The 17,578-nt window shown below is 62.5% G+C and carries 17 protein-coding genes and 1 pseudogene; 6 read left to right on the top strand and 12 right to left on the bottom strand.

Features of this window, described 5'->3' with window-relative positions; genetic code table 11:
* Window positions 1-67: 67 nt before the first annotated feature.
* Window positions 68-922: an MBL fold metallo-hydrolase gene (locus OOJ09_RS29260; RefSeq protein ID WP_269908540.1), complete on the bottom strand. Its 855-nt coding sequence runs from the start codon at window positions 920-922 to the stop codon at window positions 68-70.
* A gap of 10 nt (window positions 923-932) precedes the next feature.
* Window positions 933-2,246, bottom strand: coding sequence for a homogentisate 1,2-dioxygenase (gene hmgA / locus OOJ09_RS29255; RefSeq protein WP_269908539.1), 1,314 nt, complete (start codon window positions 2,244-2,246; stop codon window positions 933-935).
* A 116-nt stretch (window positions 2,247-2,362) separates the two neighbouring features.
* Here hmgA and OOJ09_RS29250 point away from each other — a divergent pair, with 116 nt between their 5' ends.
* Entirely contained in the window at window positions 2,363-2,800 is a 438-nt protein-coding gene (locus OOJ09_RS29250) for a MarR family winged helix-turn-helix transcriptional regulator (protein ID WP_269908538.1), read from the top strand.
* Between the two features lie 78 nt (window positions 2,801-2,878).
* Here OOJ09_RS29250 and tdh read toward each other — a convergent pair whose 3' ends face one another.
* The gene (gene tdh, locus OOJ09_RS29245; RefSeq protein WP_269908537.1) at window positions 2,879-3,913 is read right to left on the bottom strand and encodes an L-threonine 3-dehydrogenase; all 1,035 of its coding nucleotides are present in this window, start codon (window positions 3,911-3,913) and stop codon (window positions 2,879-2,881) included.
* Between the two features lie 52 nt (window positions 3,914-3,965).
* Window positions 3,966-5,153, bottom strand: a complete 1,188-nt coding sequence (locus OOJ09_RS29240; protein ID WP_269908536.1) for a glycine C-acetyltransferase — start codon at window positions 5,151-5,153, stop codon at window positions 3,966-3,968.
* 310 nt (window positions 5,154-5,463) lie between these two features.
* Between OOJ09_RS29240 and OOJ09_RS29235 the strand changes: the two genes are divergently transcribed.
* Window positions 5,464-7,533, top strand: coding sequence for a putative bifunctional diguanylate cyclase/phosphodiesterase (locus OOJ09_RS29235; RefSeq protein ID WP_269908535.1), 2,070 nt, complete (start codon window positions 5,464-5,466; stop codon window positions 7,531-7,533).
* 72 nt (window positions 7,534-7,605) lie between these two features.
* On the opposite strand, the gene OOJ09_RS29230 is transcribed toward OOJ09_RS29235, so the two are convergent.
* Complete coding sequence (locus tag OOJ09_RS29230; RefSeq protein ID WP_269908534.1) at window positions 7,606-8,034, bottom strand: MarR family winged helix-turn-helix transcriptional regulator; 429 nt, start codon at window positions 8,032-8,034, stop codon at window positions 7,606-7,608.
* 114 nt (window positions 8,035-8,148) lie between these two features.
* Here OOJ09_RS29230 and OOJ09_RS29225 point away from each other — a divergent pair, with 114 nt between their 5' ends.
* Window positions 8,149-8,556: a hypothetical protein gene (locus OOJ09_RS29225; RefSeq protein ID WP_269908533.1), complete on the top strand. Its 408-nt coding sequence runs from the start codon at window positions 8,149-8,151 to the stop codon at window positions 8,554-8,556.
* A gap of 151 nt (window positions 8,557-8,707) precedes the next feature.
* Here OOJ09_RS29225 and OOJ09_RS29220 read toward each other — a convergent pair whose 3' ends face one another.
* Window positions 8,708-9,901 carry a phytanoyl-CoA dioxygenase family protein gene (locus OOJ09_RS29220; RefSeq protein ID WP_269908532.1) on the bottom strand — a complete coding sequence of 398 codons (1,194 nt, stop codon included), beginning with the start codon at window positions 9,899-9,901 and terminating at the stop codon, window positions 8,708-8,710.
* Window positions 9,902-10,013: 112 nt separating this feature from the next.
* On the opposite strand from OOJ09_RS29220, the gene OOJ09_RS29215 reads away from it, so the two are divergent.
* Entirely contained in the window at window positions 10,014-11,033 is a 1,020-nt protein-coding gene (locus tag OOJ09_RS29215; protein ID WP_269908531.1) for a LacI family DNA-binding transcriptional regulator, read from the top strand.
* 12 nt (window positions 11,034-11,045) lie between these two features.
* On the opposite strand, the gene OOJ09_RS29210 is transcribed toward OOJ09_RS29215, so the two are convergent.
* Window positions 11,046-13,091, bottom strand: a complete 2,046-nt coding sequence (locus OOJ09_RS29210; protein ID WP_269908530.1) for an NADH:flavin oxidoreductase — start codon at window positions 13,089-13,091, stop codon at window positions 11,046-11,048.
* Between OOJ09_RS29210 and OOJ09_RS29205 the strand changes: the two genes are divergently transcribed.
* The gene (locus OOJ09_RS29205; protein WP_269908529.1) at window positions 13,081-13,236 is read left to right on the top strand and encodes a hypothetical protein; all 156 of its coding nucleotides are present in this window, start codon (window positions 13,081-13,083) and stop codon (window positions 13,234-13,236) included. The genes OOJ09_RS29210 and OOJ09_RS29205 overlap by 11 nt on opposite strands.
* Window positions 13,233-13,694: a preQ(1) synthase gene (gene queF / locus OOJ09_RS29200; protein WP_269908528.1), complete on the top strand. Its 462-nt coding sequence runs from the start codon at window positions 13,233-13,235 to the stop codon at window positions 13,692-13,694. The genes OOJ09_RS29205 and queF overlap by 4 nt, the downstream gene beginning before the upstream one ends.
* 29 nt (window positions 13,695-13,723) lie before the next feature.
* Here the strand turns inward: queF and OOJ09_RS29195 are convergent, their stop codons facing one another.
* The 5 genes and pseudogenes from OOJ09_RS29195 to OOJ09_RS29175 form a co-directional block, all read right to left on the bottom strand.
* Window positions 13,724-14,908 (bottom strand): mandelate racemase/muconate lactonizing enzyme family protein, encoded by a 1,185-nt coding sequence (locus OOJ09_RS29195; protein WP_269908527.1) that lies wholly within the window; start codon window positions 14,906-14,908, stop codon window positions 13,724-13,726.
* Between the two features lie 8 nt (window positions 14,909-14,916).
* Window positions 14,917-15,525, bottom strand: coding sequence for a hypothetical protein (locus OOJ09_RS29190; RefSeq protein ID WP_269908526.1), 609 nt, complete (start codon window positions 15,523-15,525; stop codon window positions 14,917-14,919).
* 4 nt (window positions 15,526-15,529) lie between these two features.
* Window positions 15,530-16,009 (bottom strand): DUF3828 domain-containing protein, encoded by a 480-nt coding sequence (locus OOJ09_RS29185; protein WP_269908525.1) that lies wholly within the window; start codon window positions 16,007-16,009, stop codon window positions 15,530-15,532.
* A gap of 179 nt (window positions 16,010-16,188) precedes the next feature.
* Window positions 16,189-17,298: a mandelate racemase/muconate lactonizing enzyme family protein gene (locus tag OOJ09_RS29180; protein ID WP_269908524.1), complete on the bottom strand. Its 1,110-nt coding sequence runs from the start codon at window positions 17,296-17,298 to the stop codon at window positions 16,189-16,191.
* Window positions 17,299-17,397: 99 nt separating this feature from the next.
* Window positions 17,398-17,578 (bottom strand): annotated as a pseudogene (locus tag OOJ09_RS29175) (cobalamin-binding protein); the annotation flags it as partial.

The raw sequence follows: 17,578 nt of genomic DNA, 5'->3' as shown, positions 1-17,578 counted from the left end.
TTTGGCGCCACTTTGGATTTTTGTCTTACGCATGACCTTTGCGAAAACCGGTTCCCACTTTCAGGGATCATGCGAACTCCACAACAAGGCCGTCGCGGGCGATCGTCAAGTCGCCGGCCCATGTTTTCCTGACAGCGGCAGTCCAGTCGGCCTCGCCGATCCCGGCATCGTCGGCCGGGATGAGGTGGTTGAGCACCAGCCTCCTCACGCCAGCTTCACTGGCGATGCGTCCAGCCTCCTCGGCAAAGCTGTGGCTGGCGAGCAGATGTTCTTTCAGCCGCGCGCCATTGCCGGTTCTGGCCACCAGCCGCTCGATGCCTTCCTCCAGCATGGCTTCATGGACCAGGATATCCGCACCTTCGGCAAAATCGGCGAGTGGTGGAAAGAACGCTGTATCGGCGGAAAACACCACGCTTTTCCCGCCCTGCTCAAAGCGCAGCGCAAAACAGTCGGTCACCGGCGGATGGTCGACGCGCAGCGCCGAAACCTTCAGGCCGCGCTGCTCGACCACCTGGCCTTCGCCGAATTCGACGATCGAAACCAACTCGCGGATATCCGGCCGGCCCTCATCGGCAATGCGGATCTCGATGTCGAATTCCATCGCCTGACAAAAGCGCCGCCAGTAATGGCCCGTGCCGGGCGGGCCAAACACACTGACTAACGTGGCCAGACCCGCCGTCCAGGCCGTGTGAAGCAAAGGCCCCAGTTCCAGCACATGGTCTGAATGCAGATGCGTGATGAAGATCAGGTCGAGCGCCTTCAGGCTGACGCCGGCATCGACCAGGCCGCGCGTCACGCCAAGCCCGCAGTCGACGACGATGGTTCGCCCGCCGATCTCAAGCAGCGACGAACTCGGCCACGGCCCGCCTGGCCGCAGCGCCGGGCCGCCCTTGGAGCCGAGAAGCACCAGCCGGTCGCTCATCGGACGAGCCTCAAGACCAGTCGCCCTCGGGCGTGCCGTTGAAACGCTTTTTCAGGTCGGCCCAGCAGTCGATGTAATTGTCCTGCCGGGTTTCGAGTTCAGCACCGTAGCGGGTGAGCATCTGTGGGAATCGGGTCTCGAACATGAAGGCCATAGTGTTGTCGAGCTTGACCGGTTTCAGGTCCGCGCGCGAGGCCTTTTCGAAACCGGGCGCATCCGGACCATGGGCCAGCATCAGATTGTGCAGGCTGATGCCGCCGGGAACGAAGCCTTCTTCCTTGGCGTCATACTGGCCGTGGATCAGGCCCATGAACTCGCTCATGATGTTGCGGTGATACCAGGGCGGCCGGAACGTATCTTCGGCCACCAGCCAGCGCGGCCGGAAGATGACGAAGTCGATGTTGGCGGTGCCCTCCTCGCCGCTCGGCGCGGTGAGCACGGTGAAGATCGACGGATCGGGATGGTCGAACAGGATGGCGCCGACCGGGGAAAAGGTCGCCAGATCATATTTGTAAGGCGCGTAGTTGCCGTGCCAGGCAACGACATCGAGCGGCGAATGGCCGATCTCGGTGACATGGAAATTGCCGCACCATTTCACCGTCAGCCGGCACGGCGTTTCCTTTTCCTCGAACCAGGCGCAAGGCGTCTTGAAATCGCGCGGATTGGCCAGGCAATTGGCGCCGATCGGACCTCGATCGGGCAGCGTCAGCTTGGCGCCATAGTTCTCGCAGACATAGCCGCGCACTTCGGCATCGACCAGTTCCACCTTGAAGACGAGGCCGCGCGGCAGCACGGCGATCTCGCCGGGCCTGAGTTCGATGACGCCCATCTCGGTGACGAAGCGCAAGGCGCCGACCTGCGGCACGACCAGCAACTCGCCGTCGGCGTTGAAGAAATGATCGTCGACCATCGAGCGGTTGGCGACATAGACATGCGCCGCCATGCCGGTCTGCCCCAACACGTCGCCGGCCGTGGTGATGCTGCGCATGCCGGCGATGAAGTCCGTCGGCTGCTTCGGCATCGGCACCGGATTCCAGCGATACTGGCCGAGCGCCAGCTCATGATCGCCGACATTCGGTGCGCTCTTCCACAGCGGATAGTTCGCGGCCTTGAAGCGGCCGGTGTGCTTCACGCTCGGCCGGATACGATAGAGCCAGGAGCGCTCATTGGTGCCGCGCGGCGCGGTGAAGGGCGAGCCTGAAAGCTGTTCGGCATAGAGACCGTAGGCCGGCCGCTGGGGCGAGTTCCGCCCCTGCGGCAGCGAGCCGGGCAACGTTTCGGTTTCAAAATCGTTGCCGAAGCCCGGCATGTAGGAAAAGGCCATAGCTTCCTCCCTTGCGCATCCAGCAAGACGCGGCGCGTCCCGATGGATTGACCAAACTGGTTTCATTTGTAACCATCGAAAATGTAACTATCAATCTTCCGATGTGGCGGTACCCGATGGAAATCCTCGAGTTGGAAAACTTCCTGCCCTATCGGCTCTATCGCCTCGCCGATGCGGTCAGCCGGGAATTCTCGACGATCTACAGGGAGCGCCATGGCCTGACGCGGCCGGAATGGCGTACCCTTTCCGGATTGGGACAGCGCGGCACGATGACCGCGACAGCGCTCGGCGAGCAGTCGGCCATGCACAAGACCAAGGTCTCACGCGCCGTCGCCGAACTCGAACGGCGGCGCTGGCTGACGCGAACCGCTGACGAAAACGATCGCCGCGTCGAACATCTGACGCTGACCAAGGCCGGCCTTGCCGCCTATCGCGAAATGGTGCCGCTCGCCAAGGCGTTCGAGCGGGAGTTGCTGGCAAAGCTGAGCGCCAGCGAGCGTGCAGCGATCAGCGATGGATTGGCTGCGCTGGAGGGCGCGCTGGGCAAAGGCTAAGCCGGCAGCAGAAAAGGCATGTGGCGCGAAGGATCGCTACGGAAGAGTTATCCCTGGCGCTGCATTCGACCAATTGCCTCACCAATCCATCACCACCTTGCCGGAACTGCCGCTGCGCATCGCATCGAAGCCGGTCTGGAAATCGTCGATGCCGATGCGGTGGGTGATCAGGCCGGTCACGTCGAGCGGGCCCTGCACCAGCGCGATCATCTTGTACCAGGTCTCGAACATCTCGCGGCCGTAGATGCCCTTGAGGTGCAGCATCTTGAAGATGACCTTGTTCCAGTCGATCTCGAAGCCGGTCGGGGCGATGCCGAGGATGGCGATCTTGCCGCCATTGTTCATGGTGTCGATCATGTCGCGGAAGGCGGGCGCGGCGCCCGACATTTCGAGACCGACATCAAACCCCTCGGTCATGCCGAGCGCCGGCATCACATCGCGCAGTCTTTCCTTGGAGGCATCGACGACATGCTGGACGCCGAGTTTCTTCGCCAGCGCGAGCCGCACCGGGTTGATGTCGGTGATCACCACCTTTCGCGCACCCACACATTGGGCGACGAGCGCGCCCATGATGCCGATCGGCCCGGCACCGGTGACCAGCACATCCTCGCCGACCAGATCGAAGGACAATGCGGTGTGAACCGCATTGCCCAGGGGATCGAAGATCGCGGCGATCTCGTCCTGCACGTCGTCGGGGATCGGCACCACATTGTGCTGCGGGATCGCAAGATACTCGCCGAAGGCGCCCGGCCGGTTGACGCCGACGCCAAGCGTGTTGCGGCACAGATGCCCCCTGCCCGCGCGGCAGTTGCGGCAATGGCCGCAGACGATATGGCCTTCGCCCGACACACGCTGGCCGACCTTGTACTCAGTGACCGCGGCGCCGAAATCGGCGACCGTGCCGACGAATTCATGGCCGGTGACCATCGGTACCGGCACCGTCTTCTGCGCCCACTGGTCCCAATTGTAGATGTGGACGTCGGTGCCGCAGATGGCGGTTTTCCTGATCTTGATCAGCACATCATTGGGGCCGATCTCCGGCACCGGCACCTGTTCCATCCAGATGCCCGGTTCGGCCTTGGCCTTCACCAGCGCCTTCATCATGTTCGACATTTCATTGTCCCTTGAATCTCTTGATCCGGAATCGCTTTTCGATTTCGGCCTTTCAGGAAATCACCCCGAGTTCACGCCCGACGGCGGCAAACGCTTCCACCGCACGGTCGATGTCGGCGGTGGAATGCGCGGCCGACATCTGGGTGCGGATGCGTGCCTGCCCCTTCGGCACCACCGGGAAGGAAAAGCCGATGACATAGATGCCGCGCTTCAGCATGCGTGCCGCCATCTCCTGCGCCAGGCTCGCATCGCCCAGCATCACCGGGATGATCGGATGGTCGGCGCCGGCCAGCGTGAAGCCGAGCCTGCCCATCTGCGACCTGAACCGCCCCGCGTTGGCATAGAGACGCTCGCGCAAGGCGTCGCCATTGCGGACCAGTTCGAACACCTTGATCGAGGCGCCGGCGATCGCCGGCATCAGCGTGTTGGAAAAGAGATAGGGCCGCGAGCGCTGGCGCAGCCAGTCGACCACTTGGCTCTTGCCCGAGGTATAACCACCAGATGCGCCGCCGAGCGCCTTGCCGAGCGTGCCGGTGATGATGTCCACCCTGCCCTCGACGCCGCAATGCTCGGCCGAGCCGCGACCGTTCTTGCCAACGAAGCCGACCGCATGGCTGTCGTCGACCATCACCATGGCGTCGTATTTGTCTGCGAGATCGCAGACCCCCCTGAGATTGGCGATGATGCCGTCCATCGAAAACACGCCATCGGTGGCGATCAGCCGGAAGCGGCAATCCCTGGCCTCCTTCAGCCGCGCCTCGAGATCGGCCATGTCGTTGTTGGCGTAGCGGAAGCGTTTGGCCTTCGACAGCCGCACGCCGTCGATGATCGAGGCGTGGTTCAGCGCGTCGGAAATGATCGCGTCGTCCTCCCCCAGGAACGTCTCGAACAGGCCGCCATTGGCGTCGAAGCAGGAGCCGTAGAGGATGGTGTCTTCCAGGCCGAGGAAGGATGAAATCGTGGCCTCGAGCTGTTTGTGTTCCTCCTGCGTGCCGCAGATGAAGCGCACTGAGGCCATCCCATAGCCATAGCGGTCGAGCGCCTGCTTGGCAGCGTCGCGCAAGTCGGCGCTGTCGGCGAGGCCGAGATAATTGTTGGCGCAGAAGTTCAGCACCTTCTGGCCGCCGACCTCGATCTGCGCCGACTGGGTGGATGTGATCACCCGCTCGGATTTGTAGAGGCCGGCCGATTTGAGCCCCGCAATCTCGCTGTCGATGTGGGAGAGAAATGCTGCGGTCATGATCGGGCCTCGTTTGATGTGGGCAGACTGTCGTCCCGCCCGCTTGAAAAATCCATCGCAAAAACGACCGGATCGGTGGCTGGGCAGCACCAAACCCGAACGTCGGACGATCACGCAAGCCACGCATCGACAGTGGCGACGGTCGATGACCGCTCAAATGCAGGCGCATCGCGAAAGGACCCGATAACCATTTCGCGATCTTTCGTAGTCTCGCGCCGGCCTGCCGGCTGTGCATTTCCGGACCTGTTAACATTTGCTGGCCAATGGTCCTCACAGCAGGAATCCGTTGGCGAGAGGGCCGCCCCCGAAAATGTCGCAGCAGCCGGTGCATAGCGTTTCGCGCAAGCTCATACTGCTGATCAAGAGCGGCTACTGGCTGGCGCTGCTGATCATTGCCGCCATGGTGATGGCCTCCTTCATCCTGCTGCAGCAGATGATGGCCGCCCAGCAACGCAATGAGACGTTGCAAAATATCGTCAGCACGCAAAAGGCGCTGTCGCAGCGCATCGTCTTCCTTGCCGGCGCAACGGGCGCCGCATCGCCAGACAAGCAGCTGGCGCTGGTTGCCGCGCTCAAGCAAGCTACCGCCGAATTCGAGACGAATTACGATCTCCTGCTCGACCAGACGGGCGCCGATCCGATGTCGCAGGTACGGTTTGATCCCAAGTCGATCGAAAATGTGCTTTTCGCCAAGCCGTTCCACCTCGATTACTTCTCGGTCGGGCTGATCGCCAATGGCAAACGCTTGATCTCATCGTTCGAATCGAAGCTGGCAAACAGCGGCGAGGGCTACAAAGGCGGCGCCGAGCGCGTCAATCTCGACGCCTCCGTCGCCAATGCCACGCTGTCGGGCTATGCGGCACTTGGCCAACGCATCAGCGCCTATGCCGATGCGCGCTCGGAACAGCTGCTCGACCTCCACCGCACCCTGTTCTTCGCCACCATCGGCGTCATCGTGCTGGTTGCGCTGTTCATCTTCCGGCCGATGTCCAAGGCCATCCTGCGCAAGACGCATGAGCTTGTCGACGCGCGCAACTCGATGGCCTTCATTGCCGTGCATGACGGGCTGACCGGGCTGCACAACCGCACCTTCCTCACGGATCATTTCGACACGCTGATCAAGGGCGCGCATCGCCGGCGCGAGCGGCTGGCGGTGATCCAGCTCGACCTCGACCGCTTCAAGCAGATCAACGACACGCTTGGCCACGCCGCCGGCGACTATGTGCTGGTCGTCACGGCACAGCGCATGCGCGATTCCTGCCGGGCGTCGGACCTCTGCGCGCGCCTTGGAGGCGACGAGTTCGTGATGATTCTGAACGGCGCAGGCGGCACCGAAGACATCAACATGCTGGCCAGGCGAATCCTGGAGCAGATCAACGAGCCGATCACCTTCCAGGGCACGACCATCCTGCCTGGCGCCAGCGCCGGCATCGCCGTCTATCCGATCGACGCCGACAATGCACAGGATCTGCTGGTTCATGCCGATCTGGCGCTCTATTCCGCTAAAAAGATGGGTGGCGGCAACTTCTCGTTCTTCTCCGAGGAGTTGCGCCGCGAATTGGACTATCGCAAGCAGCTCGAGCACGACATCAAGGTCGCCATCTCCGAGCGGGCCTTCCAGGTCTATTTCCAGCCGCAGGTTTCGCTGACGGATGGAACAATCAGCGGCATCGAGGCGCTGGTGCGCTGGAACCATGCCGAACGCGGCATGATCGCACCGGGCGAGTTCATTCCGGTCGCGGAGAAATGCGGCTTCATGCCTGAGATAGGCCGCATCGTCATCAGCAAGGCGATCAACGAAGCCGCCGAATGGAACCGCGCCGGCATTGCCTTCGGCCGGCTTGCCGTCAATGTTTCGGGCACCGAACTGCGCGAGCACGATTTCGATTCATTTCTCTTCGAAACGTTGGAAAAGGCCGGACTGCCGCCACAGAAACTGTCGCTTGAGATCGTCGAATCCGTCATTCTCGACGACGAGAAGACAGGCATCGCGGCAAAGCTGCGCCACATCAGGGCCGCCGGCGTCCATCTGGAACTCGACGATTTCGGCACCGGCTACGCCTCGCTCAGCCATGTCAACCCGAACGAGATCGACCGGCTGAAGATCGATCGCCGCTTCGTCCAAAACATCCATGAGAACGGCGACAACTCGAAGATCGTGCGCGCCATCACCGAACTTGCGCGCGGTCTCGGCATCTCGATCGTTGCCGAGGGCGCCGAAACCGAGGCCGAACTCGATTCGCTGATGGCGATCGGCTGCGACCAGGTGCAGGGCTATTCCATCGCCTTCCCGATGCCGCAGGACAAGGCGCTGGAATGGCTGACGGCCCGCATGCCGAAGAAAGCCAAGCTGACAGTGCTGCAAGGAAGCCTAGCGTAGGCACTGCCCAAAGCGTCGCGCTTGGACGGCTTCGTGCAACGCGCTCCGTGCATGTCGTTGTCCTAATTCGACCTATCCTTCGACATTGGCCCGCAACGCCGCCAGCACCTGCGCAAACTCCGCCAGCCTGTCGTCGGACAATCCCGTACGCAATCGCCTATCGAAGACAAGCGCGGCCTTGCGCAATGTCTCGAACATCGCGTCTCCGGCTTCAGTCAATTCGACCAGATGAACCCGGCGATTTTCAGGATCACGGCGGCGCGTCAGCAGGCCCTGCGCCTCCATCGCGTTGAGATGGTGGGTCAGCGTCGCCCCCTGGATACCGATCATGCCGGCGAGCTCGCGCTGGTTGGCTAGCGTGCTCGACTTGACCGACAGCAGAGTGAGCCAGACCGGCAACGTACCGCCAGCTTCGACCAGGGCGGCGTCGAAGGCCTGGGCAACCAGCTTGGCGGTGCGGCCGAGATTCATGCCGACTGGCGGGCGGTCAAAGGGCGTCATTGTCAGACACTAGACGGTGTTCCCTGCGGATGGAACTGGCCTCAGTTTATAGATTGACATCTAATCATTTGATATCTAACTATCGCGCATGGCGGGCGAAAGAGGAATCCGGTCATGCAATATGTCTACATCGTCGCTATCGCTCTTCATGTCATGGCAGGCGTATTCTGGGCCGGCACCACAATCACGCTGGCGCGCGATCCCGATATCCGGGCCGAGCGCTTCATCCAGCCGCAGATGGGCGCGGCCGGCATGGTTTTCCTGACCGGAGCGCTGCTCTGGTATTTCTTCCACGGTGCCTATTTCGGTTCGACGGAAATGGTGCTGGCGCTTGGTATTCTGGCCGCTTTCGCCGCCGCCGGCGTACTCGGCGCGATGGTCAGAGCGCCCAGCAGACGACTTGCCGGCGCGAATGCGGAAACCGAAACACAGCTGCGCGCCAGAATGGCAATTGGCGAACGCATTGCTGCATGGCTGCTGGTCGTCACGGTGCTGTGCATGGCCACCGTCAGGATGTTCTGACGCACACCACGTGACACAAGCTCACAGAAAAGTACGTCATCCGGCAACGAGCCAATGACGTGCGGGCGCGCGGTCAGGCCAACGTACACGGGCTCTCGTACGCAAGTTCGACCGCGCGCCACCAAAATACGATTTGCGCTGGCGAAGCCTCTCAGGTCAGCTTTTTACGTGCCTGTTTTTCCAATGCCTCCAGGAAGACGGCAGGCTCCCATCTTGCATCGAGTGCGCGGTGGAAAAGTGCTTGCTGTGTTTCCGGTGCAAGACCGCCAAGCGGCGGGTCACGATCCAGGTTGGTCGGAAAGGAATACCCCTCCGCCGAAGACGCTATGGCATTGTCAGCCGCCGCCCTGGTCAGGCCGCCATCGCCCAGCATGCGCTGCAGAACGGGATAAAGAACCGCACTCATGCGGGTCCGATCCACACTCTCCATGGCGCGGCCATAGGCCGACGACACCTGCAACAGGTTCGCCATGCGCTGGATGTTCGCGGACCGGTTGGTGCCGGCGGCATGGAACAGGGCCGGATTGAAGAAGGCCGCGTCACCCTTCTTCAACGGCAGCTGAACATGGTGCTCGGCGAAATAGGCCTGGAACTCCGGGCGGTTCATCGCAAGGTAGCCCGGGAGATAAGTCTGCGAATAGGGCAGGTAAAGCGTGGGCCCGCTTTCCACCGGCATGTCGCAATGGGCGACGGCGCCCTGTAGCGTCAATACCGGCGAAATCCGATGGACATGCACCGGATAGCGTTCGATGACCGACGCGGTCTGGAAGCCGAGGTGATAATCCCGGTGCGCCGACTGCGCCGCCCCGCCCGGCCTGACATTGTTCACTTGGGACGTCAGCTGGTAGGCCGGACCAAGCCATGCTTCCGATATCAGCGCCACAAGGTCATTGCCGTAGTAGGCGGCAAAGGTCGTGGGATCGCGCATGCAGAGCTTCTCCAGCGCGTTCCATATCCGGTCGTTGGCGCCGGGCTTGGCAAAATGGTCGCCACCGCCTGCCCCGGCCGCGCGCTTCTCGGCGATAATGGCGTTGAACGCTTTCGTCGCGGCCTCGACCGGAGCCACATCCTCGAAGGCACCACGGAAGACGACCACGCCCGGGCCGTCGGTCATCGCCTCAACCCACTCGGCGAGAAGAGCCTTGCGGCTGGCCGGGTCGCCTGCCGCCGCGCGCACCGAAGCACCGTCGTAGATCAGCACGTTTTTCTGAACTTCGGACGCAAACGGATAGTCCGCCGGATTTGTCGTGCGTTGCGTCAACGCGGCGAAGTCGTCGATGCTGCACATGTCGGCGGTGAGCCAGACGCGATCGGATCTGAGCTTGGCGGAATTATCGGCTTTCATGGCATCCTCCCCTGGTCTTGTTTCAATTGGATGGCGGAAGTATAGCTTCGGCTGAGATGAGGCATACGGCTGGAACACCTCAAAAACACCTCATGGTTGATCAGGCAGGCCAATGTCGCATCCATTTCTGGTGAAGGACATCGCCCTGCAGGCCGGCGTCAGCATCGCCACGGTCGACCGTGTTCTGCATGGGCGCGGCGGCGTGCGTCAGCACACCATCCGCCGGATCGAGCAAGCGATCCGCGAATTGGAAACGCAAAGCTCCCAGGTCGGCTTGTCAGGGCGTAAGTTCATTCTCGATGTCGTCATGGAGGCTCCGGTGCGTTTTTCCGAAGCGGTGCGCGCGGCGCTGGAAGCCGAAATGCCAAGCCTCCAGCCAGCTGTGTTCCGGGCGCGCTACCACCTTGCCGAAATGCGTGCGGCGACGAACACCGTCTCGCTGCTTGATGCCATTGCCCGTCGCGGCAGCAACGGCATTTTTCTGAAGGCGCCGGACGTGCCTGAGGTAGCCGCCGCGGTGGACCGGATCGTTCAGTCAGGAATACCCGTCGTGACGCTGGTCACCGATCTGCCAAACAGCCGCCGGCTGGCCTATGTCGGCGTCGACAACCGCGCCGCCGGCGAAACGGCTGCCTATCTGATCGGCGCATGGCTCGGCGAAAGACGCGCCGATGTCCTCGTCACCTTGAGCAGCAACCGGTTCCGGGGCGAGGAGGAGCGCGAAATCGGCTTTCGCTGGGCCGTGCGCGAACACTTTCCCGACCTTGGGATCGTCGACGTCAGCGAAGGGCACGGCATCGATCGCGCGACGGGCGAGTTGGTCAGCACCGCGCTGACAAATCATCCCGACATCGCGGCCGTGTATTCCATCGGCGGTGGAAACGCGTCCATCGCGCAGGCTTTCGCCGAATTGAAACGGCCCTGCCGGGTATTCATCGGACATGATCTCGACGTCGACAATCTCGAATTGTTGCGAAGCCGACGGATCTCGGCCGTCCTGCATCACGATCTCAGGCAAGACATGCGGACAGCGTGCATCCACATCATGCGGGCGCAGGGCGCATTGCCGAAGCCGGTCGCGCCGGGCGCTTCCAACATCCAGATCATCACGCCGTTCAACCTGCCGGTCTGAACGAGCCGCGCATCAGATCCGCAAGCCGAACCTGATGCCGTCATAGATGGCGGCATGGATGTTGCGCGAGGCGACCGCGTCGCCGATCCTGAACAGCATGAAGCCGCCTTGCGGGTTGCGCGCCGGAAAGATCTCGCCGCCGCTCACCAGACGCTCGTAGTCGACCGCGCCGCCATTCTTCGACAGCGGCTTCAGCGCGAGATAGAGCTCGTCGAGCGGCGCCGTGCCGTGCTCGACCACCACCTGGTCGACCCGCCGCTCGCCGCGCCAGCCGTCGGCGAAATCCGAAGCCAGTTCGGCGATCAGCTGATTGCCTTCGCGCCGCACCGAGCGCAGCCGCGTGTTGATGGTTATGGTGACGCCCTTCTCCTGGAAGGCGCGCATGTAGGGCACGTGGTTCATGCCGCCCATTTCGGGAGCGAAGAAGCGCTCCGGCGAAACGAGTTCGAGCTTCGAGCCGGCATTGGCGATCAATTCGGCCGCGCCCATGCCCTGATGGCCGCCATTGTCATCATAAAGCAGCACGTTTTCGGCTGGTTTGACGCTGCCGGCCATGATGTCCCAGCTCGAGGTGACAAGGTTGTCGCCAGCCGTCAATGGCGGGTTCTGCGGCAGGCCACCGGTGGCGACCACCACCACGTCTGGCGCCAGCGCCAGAACATCGTCCTTCTCCGCCCAGGTGTCATAGCGGATTTCGACGCCGAGCCGGTCGAGTTCGGCCAGCCGCCAGTCGATGATGCCTATCAATTCCTTGCGGCGCGGGTTCTGCGTCGCCAACCGCACCTGGCCGCCCGCCTGTGACGATGCTTCCAGGACCGTGACGTGATGGCCTCTCTCGGCTGCGACACGCGCTGCCTCCAGCCCGCCGGCGCCGGCACCGACGACGATGACCTTTCTTCTCGGTCCCTCGGTCTTGGCGATGATGTGCGGAATATCGGCCTCGCGGCCAGTCGCCGCATTGTGGATGCAGAGCGCCTCGCCGCCCTCATAGATGCGGTCGAGACAATAGGTGGCGCCGACACAAGGCCGGATCTCGTGCTCGCGGCCTTCCATGACTTTGCGGATGATGTGCGGATCGGCGATGTGGGCGCGGGTCATGCCGACCATGTCGAGTTTGCCGGTGGCTATGGCATGGCGTGCTGTGGCGACATCGGAAATCCGTGCCGCATGGAAGGTCGGGAACTTTGTCGCCGCCCTCACCTCGCCGGCGAAATCGAGATGTGGCGAAGAGCGCATGCCGGCCACCGGGATGACCTTGGTCAGCGCCGCGTCGCTCTCGATCGAGCCGCGGATGATGTTGAGGAAATCGACCTTGCCGGAGTTGGCGAGCCGCCTGGCGATCTCGACGCCCTCTTCCTTCGACAGGCCCTTCTCGAAATCCTCGTCGGCGACCATGCGGATGCCAACGACGAATTTGTCGCTGACAGCCGCCCGCACGGCATCGAGCACCATGTTGGTGAAACGCAGGCGGTTATCGAGCGAGCCGCCGAACTCATCATCGCGATGGTTGGTTGCCGGCGACCAGAAGCCATCGATCAGATGGCCGTAGGCCTCGAACTCGATGCCGTCCAGGCCGGCTGCCTGGCAGCGCTGGGCAGCCGAAGCATAGTCGGCGACAATGCGTTCGATGTCCCAGTCCTCAATGGTCTTCGGGAAAGCGCGATGCGCCGGCTCGCGCACCGGCGAGGCCGAGAGCACCGGCAGCCAGTCGGCCTTGTTCCACCCGGTGCGGCGGCCGAGATGGGTGATCTGGATCATCACCTTGCAGTCATGTTCATGACAGGCATCGGCGAGTTCGGTAAGCCACGGCACGATCCTGTCGTCATAGACATGCAGATTGCCGAAGGCGGCCGGACTGTCGCGCGAGACGATCGCCGAGCCGGCGGTCATGGTCAGTGCCATGCCGCCCTTGGCCTTTTCGGCATGGTAGAGGCGGTAGCGCTCCTTCGGCATGCCGTCTTCCGAATAGGCCGGCTCGTGGCTGGTCGACATCACCCGGTTCTTCAGCGTCAGATGCTTGAGCTGGTAGGGCTGGAGGAGCGGATCGTTGCTGGTCATCGTTTTCCTGCTGTTTCAAATTGTGCTGAAGCAGCGCGCGCTGCTCCAGCTCGTAATTTCTGCATCGGATCTGTCCGAAAACCGCTGCGCACCTTTCGATCCGATGCTAATGAGCGGCAAAATTGAAAGAGGCCACCGCCCATGACCATCACCAAGGACCTTACCCAGCTCGGCGCGCACGTCGAGACGCCACAGAACCCCGATCAGGCGGTCCTGGAGACCGTTCCGTTTTCGCGCGGCGACGGTCCGCCGGCCATCGTGCGCTTCACCTGTCCGGAATTCACTTCGCTCTGCCCGGTCACCGGCCAGCCGGATTTCGCCCATATCGTCATCGACTACGCACCCGATGCGGCTCTGGTGGAATCGAAGTCGCTGAAACTGTTCATGACCTCGTTTCGCAACCATGGCGCCTTCCACGAGGAGTGCACGGTCATGATCGGGCGCCGCATCGTGGCGGCCACCAAGCCGCTGTGGTTGCGCATCGGCGGCTACTGGTTTCCGCGCGGCGGCATTCCGATCGATGTGTTCTGGCAGACCGGCGCGCCGCCCGAAGGGGCCTGGCTGCCGGACACCGGCGTCGCGCCCTATCGCGGGCGCGGCTGAGCGGCGGTTTCTGCGAGCGACGGGCGGCATCAGTTGAGCGGCAGCCGGCGGTAGCGGCCAGGATTGTTCGGATCGCTGAAATGCCCCATCGGCCCATGCTCGGCGAAGTGACCGGCCCAGCGTTTCATCGCCGCCGGATCGAGTTCGACGCCCAGTCCATGGCCTTCCGGCACGCGCACCATATTATCGGTCTGTCGGAACGGACCATCCTTGATGACATCGCCGACCTGCCAGGCAAACAGCGATTGCGACGCTTCGGTGATCCAGGGCGTTGCGGCCACGACATGCAGGTAGGCCGCGGTCATGATGCCGAGATCGTTCGAATAACACCAGAACCCCTTGCCCATCGCCTCGCAGGCGGCGACGAATTTCAGCGTTCTCGACAAGCCGCCGAGCGCCGCGAAATTGCACACGAAGTAGTCAGGCGCGCCGAGCGCGACGGCGCGCCTGAGGTCCGGAATGTGGGTTGAGAACGGGATGCGCGAGTGCTGGCGCAGCGCCGCCATCTCCTCGAAGGTGGCGACCGGATCCTCATAGTTGCGAATGTTGAAGGGCTCGATCTCGCGCAGCACCCAGCGCGCCGTGGTCAGCGACCATTGCATGTTGGAATCGAGCTTGATCTGCGCCTTTTCGCCGAGCGCCTCGCGCAGCATGCGCACCGTCCTGATCTCCAGCTGCGGATCGCCCATGATCAGCTTGCCCTCGAAAATGGTCGAGCCGTGCTCCTCGCGCATCCTCAGGCAATAGTCGACGATCGCTTCCGGGGTCATCTGGCCGCCTGCCCCGTCCTGCTCGGGGCGAAAGGCGAAATATTCCGAAAACGGAATATCCTTGCGCACCGCGCCGCCTAGCAGCTTGTGGAGCGGCATGCCGAAGACCTTGCCCCTGATGTCCCACAGGGCCAGTTCCACCGAGCCGAAAGCGACGGAGGCAGCGTTTTCCCCCGTGTTGGCGGTGATCTGCCAAGGCGGCACGCAGCGTGCCTCGCAGTCGGCTATGTCGAGCGGATCGGCGCCGATCAGCGCCGGCGCGATCTCGGCCTTTATCACCTCGCCGAAATGCCACCATGGCGCCTCGCCCAGCCCGACCACGCCCTGATCGGTCTCAACCTCGATGATCGATTTCGAGGCGCCGCCATACAGACCAGCCGTCCACCAGAACGGCGCGTCGAGAGGCACATTGACATGAGTGACGCGAATATTGGTGATTTTCATTTCGCTGCCTATTCGCACTGATATTGGCTGAGCGCCCATTCGCCGGTCACCGACAGCAGGTCCGATATCTTCCATTCGCCATCGATCTTCTTGAATTTCCATTCAAGGCGGTGCGGGTTGCCGGCGACGACGAAGGCGACGATGACCTTGGCCTGATCGCCATTGATCGCCTCGAGCGTCTTCAGGCTCTTGTCGATCTCGGCCTTGTCGTAGTCCGCATTGTCCAGCGCCATGTTGGGGTCGAGACACTCGCCCTGCCCGGATTTGCGCAAGGCATCGCTCTTGTCGAGAACGGTTCTCGCCGGATCGACGAAATGACCGCGCTGCGCCGGATCGATCTCCAGGCCGACCTGATCGTAAAATGGCCGCACCACCGCCGTCGGCGATCCCGGCTGGATGGGCGCGGGCGGCCCGCTGGGCGGCCATGCAACCGGCGGCGTTGCCGGTTCCGCCGCGCCGCCGGGTGCATTTGCGGGCGGCGCCCCACCGTCGCCCGGCGCGGTGTCGGCGGGGGCGTTTGCGGGCGGCGCGCCAAACAGTCCCTGGGCAGCGGCGCCGCTCAAACCCGCCGCCAGCAGGCACATGGCCGACAGTGCCAGGAGCGGGCGACGAACCATCGCATCACTCCGGTGTCTGGCCGGCGATGCATTCCAGCGCGCTGAGCTTCCAGTCGCTGGTCTTTGAGGCGATGTCCGATACCTTCCACTTGCCGTCGATCTTCTTGAGCGACCAGACCATCTCACGTTTGGAGTCATCGCCTTCCGAAAAAAGGCTGAAGGACGCTGTAACCTCGGCGTTGTCACCATCTTGCTTCTCGGACAATTTCAGGGTTTTCGATACCGATTTCTGATCGAAATCCTGGGCGTCGAGACCCGGATCGAAATCGATGCAGGCGACCTCGTCCGGGTGCTTTTTCGTTGCCTGGTCGTTCAGGTCGAACAGTTTCGTCACCGGCTCGGTGAACCGATCCCGGTATTGTTCGTCTGCCTCGAACTTGACGGCCGGCACATAGAAGAACTTCACGGCGTCGGACGCCGGGCCGGCGAAGGCGGCCGCCGGCAAGGCTGTCGAAAGGACGGCAACGAGCACTGTCAGTCTCATGCAGAATCTCCGGCTTTTGATGGCTTGAGGCTATCAATACCACGCATCCTGCATATCGGCTTTTTTGCGGCTCATGAAGTCCCGGGGCGCCAGCCTTGGATGCCCCGCCAGATGTTCTGGAGGTTCGCAATTGCCGACGATACTGGCCAGATACAATCGCCGCGAACGTCACAGGATCCTCAACCTCCGAAAATCGCGACCGGCGCTTTGAGCCGGGAGCGCTCAGGTTTGACACCAAGCCCTGGCATCTGGGGGACGCGTATATGCCCGTTTTCGATGACGATGGGATTTACGGGATCGGTATGACCTTCGATGTATTCCTGCGCTATCCAGGTGCCCTCAAAGCGTCTCGGCTCGACGGTAGCGGCCAGGTGCACGCATGCCGCGGCGATGACGTCCCCACCCCAGGCATCGTCGCAGCTGTGCGGAAGAGATCGTATCGCACACAGGTCGCGGACCGTGACCATATTGGTAAGGCCGCCAAGGCGTGTCACCTTTAATCCGAATCCGTCCGCGATACCTGAAGACACTGCCCGCAGGACGGCATTCAAATCCTCGGTGTTCTCGTCGAGGTAGACCGGGTGGGTAACGCGTCCCTTGAGGCTCGCGACTTCCTCCATGGTGTTGCAAGGCTGTTCGAATACGAACGGGATTCCCTGGCAAAGTCGGTCGATGTGCAGCGCCGCCGCGGCGGTGAGGCCACGATTGGCATCGACGGCTATCCGGGCCTTGAAGCCAACCGCTTCCCATACCTTGTGCACGGTGGCGACGTCTTGTTCGAGATCCCGTCCGCCTATCTTGATCTGGAGCCGTGGGTATCCGGCCTTGACCTTGTCGACGGCAACACGCGCGGTCTCGTCCGGCGCACCGACAATAGTGGAGTAGTAAGAGGGAACACGATCGGTGAGCGCACCGCCCAGAAGTGTTGAAACCGGAATGCCCAGCCGCTGGCCGGTGAGATCGAGGAGAGCTATGTCCAAGGCCGCCTTGGCATAGTTGTGACCGTTCAACCGCTCGTCCATTCTTTTCGCGAGGCGCCGCATGGACGCAGTGTCCTCACCAACGAGCCCAGGCGCTATTTCAGCAATTGCCGCTCTCGCGCCCAGAGCGTGTTGGGGCTGATAGACAGGGCCGACCGGGCAAGTCTCACCCCAGCCTGACAGCCCGTCCTCGGTGGTCACTTCAACGAGCGTGCTGTCCAGAGCCTGCACTGTATCGCTAGCCATCCGGTAGGCACCGCCTTTGACAGGCAGAAGCATTTGATAGACTTTGATCGACTCGATACGCATACGGACCTCAGCCCCCTTCGAGCCAAGCGATTCTGGCCATCTTGCCATCCCCGTGCATTAGGGCACTCTCGGCCGCGAACCTGGATCGAACTGGTGTGCTCAAGCGCGCACGTTGTGCTTGCGCTTCATGTAGTCCTTGGCGGTCTCGACCGCCACCGCGGCGTCGCGGCAATAGGCATCGGCGCCGACGGCCTTGCCGAATTCCTCGTTGAGAGGCGCGCCGCCGACCAGCACGACATAGTCGTCGCGGATGCCCTTTTCCTTCATCGTGTCGATGACG

The sequence above is a fragment of the Mesorhizobium qingshengii genome, from assembly GCF_027563465.1.
Taxonomy (GTDB): Bacteria; Pseudomonadota; Alphaproteobacteria; order Rhizobiales; family Rhizobiaceae; genus Mesorhizobium; species Mesorhizobium qingshengii_A.
This window is presented reverse-complemented; position numbering and strand designations above follow the sequence as displayed.